General features: G+C 46.1%; 5 protein-coding genes. 4 read left to right on the plus strand and 1 reads right to left on the minus strand.

Features of this window, described 5'->3' with window-relative positions; all coding sequences use genetic code 11:
- The first annotated feature begins 489 nt into the window (after nucleotides 1-489).
- On the plus strand, nucleotides 490-996 hold the full coding sequence (locus FFM82_RS13195; RefSeq protein ID WP_137646223.1) for a VanZ family protein: 507 nt from the start codon (nucleotides 490-492) through the stop codon (nucleotides 994-996).
- Nucleotides 997-1052: 56 nt separating this feature from the next.
- On the opposite strand, the gene FFM82_RS13200 is transcribed toward FFM82_RS13195, so the two are convergent.
- Nucleotides 1053-2039 carry a serine hydrolase domain-containing protein gene (locus tag FFM82_RS13200; RefSeq protein ID WP_137646224.1) on the minus strand — a complete coding sequence of 329 codons (987 nt, stop codon included), beginning with the start codon at nucleotides 2037-2039 and terminating at the stop codon, nucleotides 1053-1055.
- A 402-nt stretch (nucleotides 2040-2441) separates the two neighbouring features.
- On the opposite strand from FFM82_RS13200, the gene pflB reads away from it, so the two are divergent.
- From pflB to FFM82_RS13215, 3 genes are all read left to right on the plus strand, one after another.
- Nucleotides 2442-4700: a formate C-acetyltransferase gene (gene pflB, locus FFM82_RS13205; protein WP_137646225.1), complete on the plus strand. Its 2259-nt coding sequence runs from the start codon at nucleotides 2442-2444 to the stop codon at nucleotides 4698-4700.
- 28 nt (nucleotides 4701-4728) lie between these two features.
- Nucleotides 4729-5550 carry a pyruvate formate-lyase-activating protein gene (pflA, locus tag FFM82_RS13210; RefSeq protein WP_137646226.1) on the plus strand — a complete coding sequence of 274 codons (822 nt, stop codon included), beginning with the start codon at nucleotides 4729-4731 and terminating at the stop codon, nucleotides 5548-5550.
- A 290-nt stretch (nucleotides 5551-5840) separates the two neighbouring features.
- Nucleotides 5841-6326, plus strand: a complete 486-nt coding sequence (locus FFM82_RS13215) for a hypothetical protein (protein WP_137646227.1) — start codon at nucleotides 5841-5843, stop codon at nucleotides 6324-6326.
- Nucleotides 6327-6452 lie beyond the last annotated feature (126 nt).

Here is a 6452-nt window from a genome sequence, read left to right on the forward strand (position 1 = left end):
CGTTCGTCCTGAGCCAGGATCAAACCCTCAAATTAATGATGAGTTCTAAAAAGCTCATTTAAAGTTGTTCAAAAATTTATTTGCTAGCGAATTGACTTCGCAAATGTTTGCTCTTGATTCAAGATCAAGAGACCCTACACATTTGATTCGTCGAAACTTTGTTCAGTTTTCAAAGGTCTAATTCGTAACGTTAATTCCTTAACGTAACTTAATTATCATAACATCTTAAGCGATAACTGTCAACGATTATTTTTAATCATCAATCGACTTATTTGTTATGGTTGCCGTAACGACAACAGGAATAATCATAACAATTAATCGGTTGCTTTGCAACAACTTTTTCAATTAATTTTCAATCAATCATTCGCGCTGCCGTAACAACAACGTTTACTAATATATCAATTCAACCTATCCCTGTCAATTATTTTTTCAATCTTTTTTCATCCACCGCTAACCCGTATAATAAACCCCGAAAGGAAGGTGCAGCTTATGTTACCCTGGCTCCCCTTTATAATAATCTCAATCGGGTTGATTGGCCTCGCCATCCACCAATGGCAAAGTGCCGGCAATCAGCGTTTCCGTCGGCTCCTGCTAATCAGTTTTATCTGGGTCTTAGCCGCATTTTGCATGACCCCCACCAGTTACAACTTCGGTAGTACCACCATCATGCATTATTTCCAGTGGGGACCGGTGATCCTCAACGTCATTCCCTTCCAGCTACTTGACCTAGAATTTTGGCTTAACGTTGCGCTGACCATTCCGCTAGGCTCACTACTTTGCTGGAATTTTCCAAACTGGCGTTGGTCAACCGTCGTGCTCATCGGACTGATAACCGGACTCAGCTTAGAAGGCGGCCAGCTTATTTTAGATCTGCTCGTCAATCTCAAACGTTGGGTCGATATCGACGACCTCCTAACAAACTGGCTTGGCGTCATACTGGGCTACACACTGACCGTTGCGATCCGGCGCTTACCAGGATTCAAATGGCTAAATTAATCAGTACTAACTAAAAGGACGCCAACGAACAAACCGTTGACGTCCTTTTCAACTACCTATTTTTCATTAAAGAATAATTCTAAGACGTGTTGCCGATCACGGTTCCAAACCTGATTGTCACTTGTCGGGTAAACCCGATTCGTTAACACGACCAACCCAACTTGGCGGTCCAAGTCAAAAGCAATCAGTGGGCCAGTGAAACCGGTGTGGAAATACTGGTGCTGGCCCCGATGGCGTTCCCATCCTAGCGTCCGACCGTTAACGTCGTACTCGGCTAACCAGTCAAAGACGTTTTCATCCAACACCCGCTTATGCTGATACTCGCCAAAATTGAGCATCATTTCCGTAAAGACTGATAAATCGGTCAAGGTTGAGAACAAGCCGGCATGACCACTTTCACCGTTCAGTAAGAAGGCTTTGTAGTCGTGCACCTGACCCTGAATCTGGCCACGCCGTTGATCGAACTCGGTTGGGACAAAGCGAATCTTCGGCCGGTTCAAATTGTAGCCAGTATTGGTCATCGCCAACGGGTAGCAAATGTGATCCTGAACGCTGCGAGCCAGCGACCCGTCAACCGTCCGAATGACCCAGCCGAGCAACATATAGCCTAAATCAGAATAACGGTAAGTTTCTCCCGGACGGCTTTCTAATTCAGCATCGTAAACCGCCCGAATCAAATCTTCTCGGTTCATTTCATCTAAGTTATCAAGGTCAGCTGGTAACCCACTATTATGAAGTAATAAATTTTCAATCGTAATTTCTGGGTGTGAGAAACCCGGTAAGAAGCGCGCGACCGAATCTTCTAACCGGACGGTATGGTTCGACAATAATTGGAAAATCCGGGTCGTCGTTGCTACTACCTTGGTCACCGAAGCCAAATCATAAATCATCGAAGCGTCCAGCCCAATGGCGAATTGATCACTTCCCTGAGTGCCGTGATAGTACTGATCGATGCCGCGCGGTGTGATCAAACTAAACGACGCACCGTAAATATCGCCCTTATCAATACATTCATCAATGTAATGTTCAATTTTATTAAGCATTTGTGAACCCTGCCTTTCGTCATCGACGTCCTTATCAACGCCACCAAGCTCATACCCTTTTATGATAACGAACTTTGACTGAAAATCAACGGCTAACCCTCATCACGACCCATATATTAGCCGGCAATCTAACTGTCTACTGTTAAATCGTTCACAATTGATTCAATATATAATTGGAATATGCCAATTATTTTAGGCTAATAACTTATTTAAGTCACTTTACTTTGAGAAACGCCGTTTTTACAGCAATTCGCGTGCCGGTATATCGGCATTTCATCGTAACCGCGCATTCTCTAATCAAATTCTTAGAAAAGAATTTAGTGAAAACGTTTACATAATCTGGGAATATTGCTATTATTAGTGCGTAAAGATGATTGCATTTTAGTTATGGAGGCGACTCAAATGATTACTGTTGATAAAACCCAAACTGCCAAAGCCTGGAAAGGTTTTAAAGGTGGTCACTGGCAAGAAGAAATTAACATCCGTGATTTCATTCAGAACAACTTTACTCAATATAATGGGGACGAAAGCTTCTTAGTAGGTCCAACGGAAGCCACTAAAGTGTTGAACGACAAAGTCCTTGCGTTAAAGAAGGCCGAACGTGAAGCTGGTGGTGTTCTGGACGCTGATACGAGCGTTGTTTCAACGATCACTTCTCACGCACCTGGCTACATTGACAAGAACTTGGAAAAGATTGTCGGCTTACAAACTGACAAACCATTGAAGCGCGCATTCATGCCGTTTGGTGGGATTCGGATGGCCGATGACGCTTTGAAGTCATACGGTTACAAGTTAGATCCTGAACAAGATAAGATTTTTACTGAATACCGCAAAACTCATAACCAAGGGGTCTTCGATGTTTACACCCCTGAAATGCGTAAAGCACGTCACTACAAGATCATTACTGGTTTACCTGACGCATACGCTCGTGGCCGGATTATTCCTGACTTACCACGGGTTGCCGTTTACGGGATCGACCGCTTAATGGCCGACAAAGCCAACGACTATGCGCACATTGGCGACGGTGAATTAACCGATGACGTTATTCGTCTTCGTGAAGAAGTTGCCGACCAATACAAAGCCCTTAAAGAAATGAAAGAAATGGCTGAAAGCTACGGTTACGACATTAGCCGTCCTGCAGAAACTGCTCAAGAAGCCGTTCAATGGATGTACTTCGGCTACCTAGCTGCCATTAAGACCCAAAACGGGGCCGCAATGTCAGTTGGTCGGATCGATACGGTTATGGATATTTACATCCAACGTGACTTGGAAAACGGCGTGATCGACGAAAGCCAAGCCCAAGAAATCATCGACCAATTCGTTATGAAACTGCGGATGGTTCGTTTCATCCGTACCGAAACTTACAACTCACTCTTCTCTGGTGACCCAATCTGGGCAACCTTATCAATGTGTGGGTTCGGCTTAGACGGTAAGCACCACGTTACTAAGACCGCCTTCCGGATTTTGAAGACTTTGGACAACATGGGCGCCGCTCCAGAACCAAACATCACCATTCTTTGGTCAGACCGCTTACCAGAAGACTTCAAACGTTACGCAACCCAAGTTTCGATTGATAGTTCAACCATTCAATACGAAAACGACGACTTAATGCGGGTACAATGGGGTACCGACTACTACGGCATCGCCTGCTGTGTTTCCGCACAACCAGTTGCCGATGGGATTCAGTACTTCGGTGCCCGGGCAAACTTAGCTAAGGCCATTCTTTACGCCATCAACGGTGGTCGTGATGAAATCGCCGGTGACCAAGTTGGCCCTGCTTACGAACCAATCAGCTCAGAATACATCGATTACGATGAATTCATGAAGAAGTTCGACAAGCAAATGGACTGGTTAGCGGACACTTACGTTAACTCACTGAACGCTATCCACTACATGCACGACAAGTACTACTACGAAGCTGCTGAAATGGCCTTGAAGGATACCAATCTTGACCGGACCTTCGCTACTGGGATTTCCGGCTTATCACATGCCGCTGACTCAATTTCAGCCATCAAGTACGGCCACGTTAAAGTTATCCGTGACGACCGTGGTATCGCGGTTGACTTCGAAGCCGACAACGATTACCCACGTTACGGGAACAACGATGATCGGGTAGATGACATTGCAAAGTGGTTGGTTAAGGAACTCTACACGAAGATGAACACCCACCACCTATACCGTGGGGCTAAGTTATCAACTTCCGTTCTGACCATCACTTCAAACGTTGTTTATGGTAAGAACACTGGGACGACCCCTAACGGCCGGCAAAAAGGTGAACCATTCTCACCAGGTGCCAACCCAGCATACGGCGCAGAACAAAGTGGTGCCTTAGCATCCTTGCTTTCAACCGCTAAATTACCATACCGTTACGCAACCGATGGGATTTCTAACACGTTCGGCGTTACGCCAAACACGTTAGGCCACGACATGGAATCACGTAAGGATACGCTGGTTAACATGCTCGACGGTTACATGAACAACGATGGGATGCACTTGAACATCAACGTCTTCAATAAGGACACGTTGATCGATGCTCAGAAGCACCCAGAAGAATACCCAACCTTAACTGTCCGGGTATCCGGCTACTGCGTATACTTCGCAGACCTGACTAAGGAACAACAGGACGACGTTATTTCACGGACGTTCTTCGACAAGATGTAATTAATTCGAAATTAAGGGGCGAAGGCTCATGGCAAACAGCAAAGTTACTCAAACCGAACAATCAAAAGAGACGCCAGTAATCGGCTACGTCCATTCCATTGAAACGTTTGGATCAGTCGATGGCCCGGGTATCCGCTACGTTGCGTTTTTACAAGGGTGCCACATGCGTTGTCAGTATTGTCACAATCCCGACACTTGGAAACTGAATGTCGGTGACAAGATGACCGCCGATGAAATATTAGAGGACGCGCAAAAGTACCGGGCATTTTGGGGCAAAACCGGTGGGATCACCGTCAGTGGTGGCGAATCCCTCGTCCAGATTGACTTTATTCTGGACCTGTTCGAAAAGGCGAAAGCCATGGACATCAGTACTTGTCTCGACACCTCGGGCCAACCATTTACCCGCGAACAGCCCTTCTTTGATAAGTTTGAGCGCTTAATGGCCGTGACCGACATCTCGCTAGTTGATATTAAACACATCAACTCTGCGGAACACAAGAAGCTGACCCAGTATGGTAACGAAAACATTCTGGATATGATTCAGTACATGGCAGCTAACCACCACGATATGTGGATTCGCCACGTGCTCGTTCCGCAGCGGACCGACAACGACAAGTATTTGGCTGAACTTGGCGACTACATTGCTAAGATTCCGAACAACGTCGTTCAAAAAGTCGAAGTACTACCGTACCACACACTGGGTGTGAAGAAGTACCACGAAATGAAGATCAAGTATCGGTTGGAAGGCATTGAGTCGCCAACCCCAGACCGAGTTGCAAATGCTGAAAAGCTTTTACGAACGAAGGACTATACCGGCTACAAGACGTGGATGCCACTCCCAAAACTTTAACCCGCTTCCTTTCATGATTAAGAAGCCACCGACAACTTATCGGTGGCTTCTTTTTTGATTTATTTATTTATATTCCTGCCAGTTTGGTGCCTATTTTATCCAACCGCTGACAATCGCTTTCGGCGCACTACCCTACTGCTCATCAATGACTTTTAATTAAGCATTTTATATCCCGCAATCATTTAAATTAGTTTACCACCCTTAGCTAAAATGAACCGGTCCAATTAAGGGTTGTCACCGCCCCAATCCTCCGGTATATTAGCATTTTAAGTCTTTTTAAGGAGTCCTTTATGCAAACCTTTATCCATAGGCACCCGGTCAGTTGCTGGCTAATCGGTGGGCTCGTCTTGGTTAGTCTAGTGATCGGTGGTTGGTTCGCTAAGACCAAGTACGATAACCAGGTCGCTCAACGCCGGATCGAGCGGGCGTTAACCGCCAACGGTTACCATATGCGGGTAATGCGCCGCAACGTGCAATCCGAAGCGAGCGGGCCGTTCAGTGGAATCAGTTGGTACCAGTGCACCTTCTCAAATCCACGAACGTTACGGGCCAGTGTTGGCTACCAGCAACACCGCCAACGGCCGACCGACCGGCTGACCATCAGTAACTGTCCGATTGTCTACCGGGTCGTCCTAAAGCCGCCAACCGCCAAAGTCCGCCGCTGGACGGCCGTCATCTACTTAGACGACAACCAGGAAATGACTTACTCGGAACGCGCCCCGTACGTCGAATCACTAACCACCAAATCACGTCGGGCGTTACCACTGACGAGTTAACTTACATATAACTGGCCACACCAAAAAGAGGCTGTGACATAAGTCTCTAAAAACAAAGCAGGTCTGGAAAAATCTTCGGATTTTTCCAGACCTGCTTTTGATATAATAGAAAATAAAAAAAGAGCA

This window comes from Lactiplantibacillus plajomi, assembly GCF_005405405.1.
GTDB classification, from domain to species: domain Bacteria; phylum Bacillota; class Bacilli; order Lactobacillales; family Lactobacillaceae; genus Lactiplantibacillus; species Lactiplantibacillus plajomi.

Excerpts from the sequence above, each read along its gene's own strand:
- FFM82_RS13195 (WP_137646223.1), top strand. The coding sequence starts at position 490 with ATGTTACCCTGGCTCCCCTTTATAATAATCTCAATCGGGTTGATTGGC.
- FFM82_RS13200 (WP_137646224.1), bottom strand. The coding sequence starts at position 2,039 with ATGCTTAATAAAATTGAACATTACATTGATGAATGTATTGATAAGGGC.
- pflB (WP_137646225.1), top strand. The coding sequence starts at position 2,442 with ATGATTACTGTTGATAAAACCCAAACTGCCAAAGCCTGGAAAGGTTTT.
- pflA (WP_137646226.1), top strand. The coding sequence starts at position 4,729 with ATGGCAAACAGCAAAGTTACTCAAACCGAACAATCAAAAGAGACGCCA.
- FFM82_RS13215 (WP_137646227.1), top strand. The coding sequence starts at position 5,841 with ATGCAAACCTTTATCCATAGGCACCCGGTCAGTTGCTGGCTAATCGGT.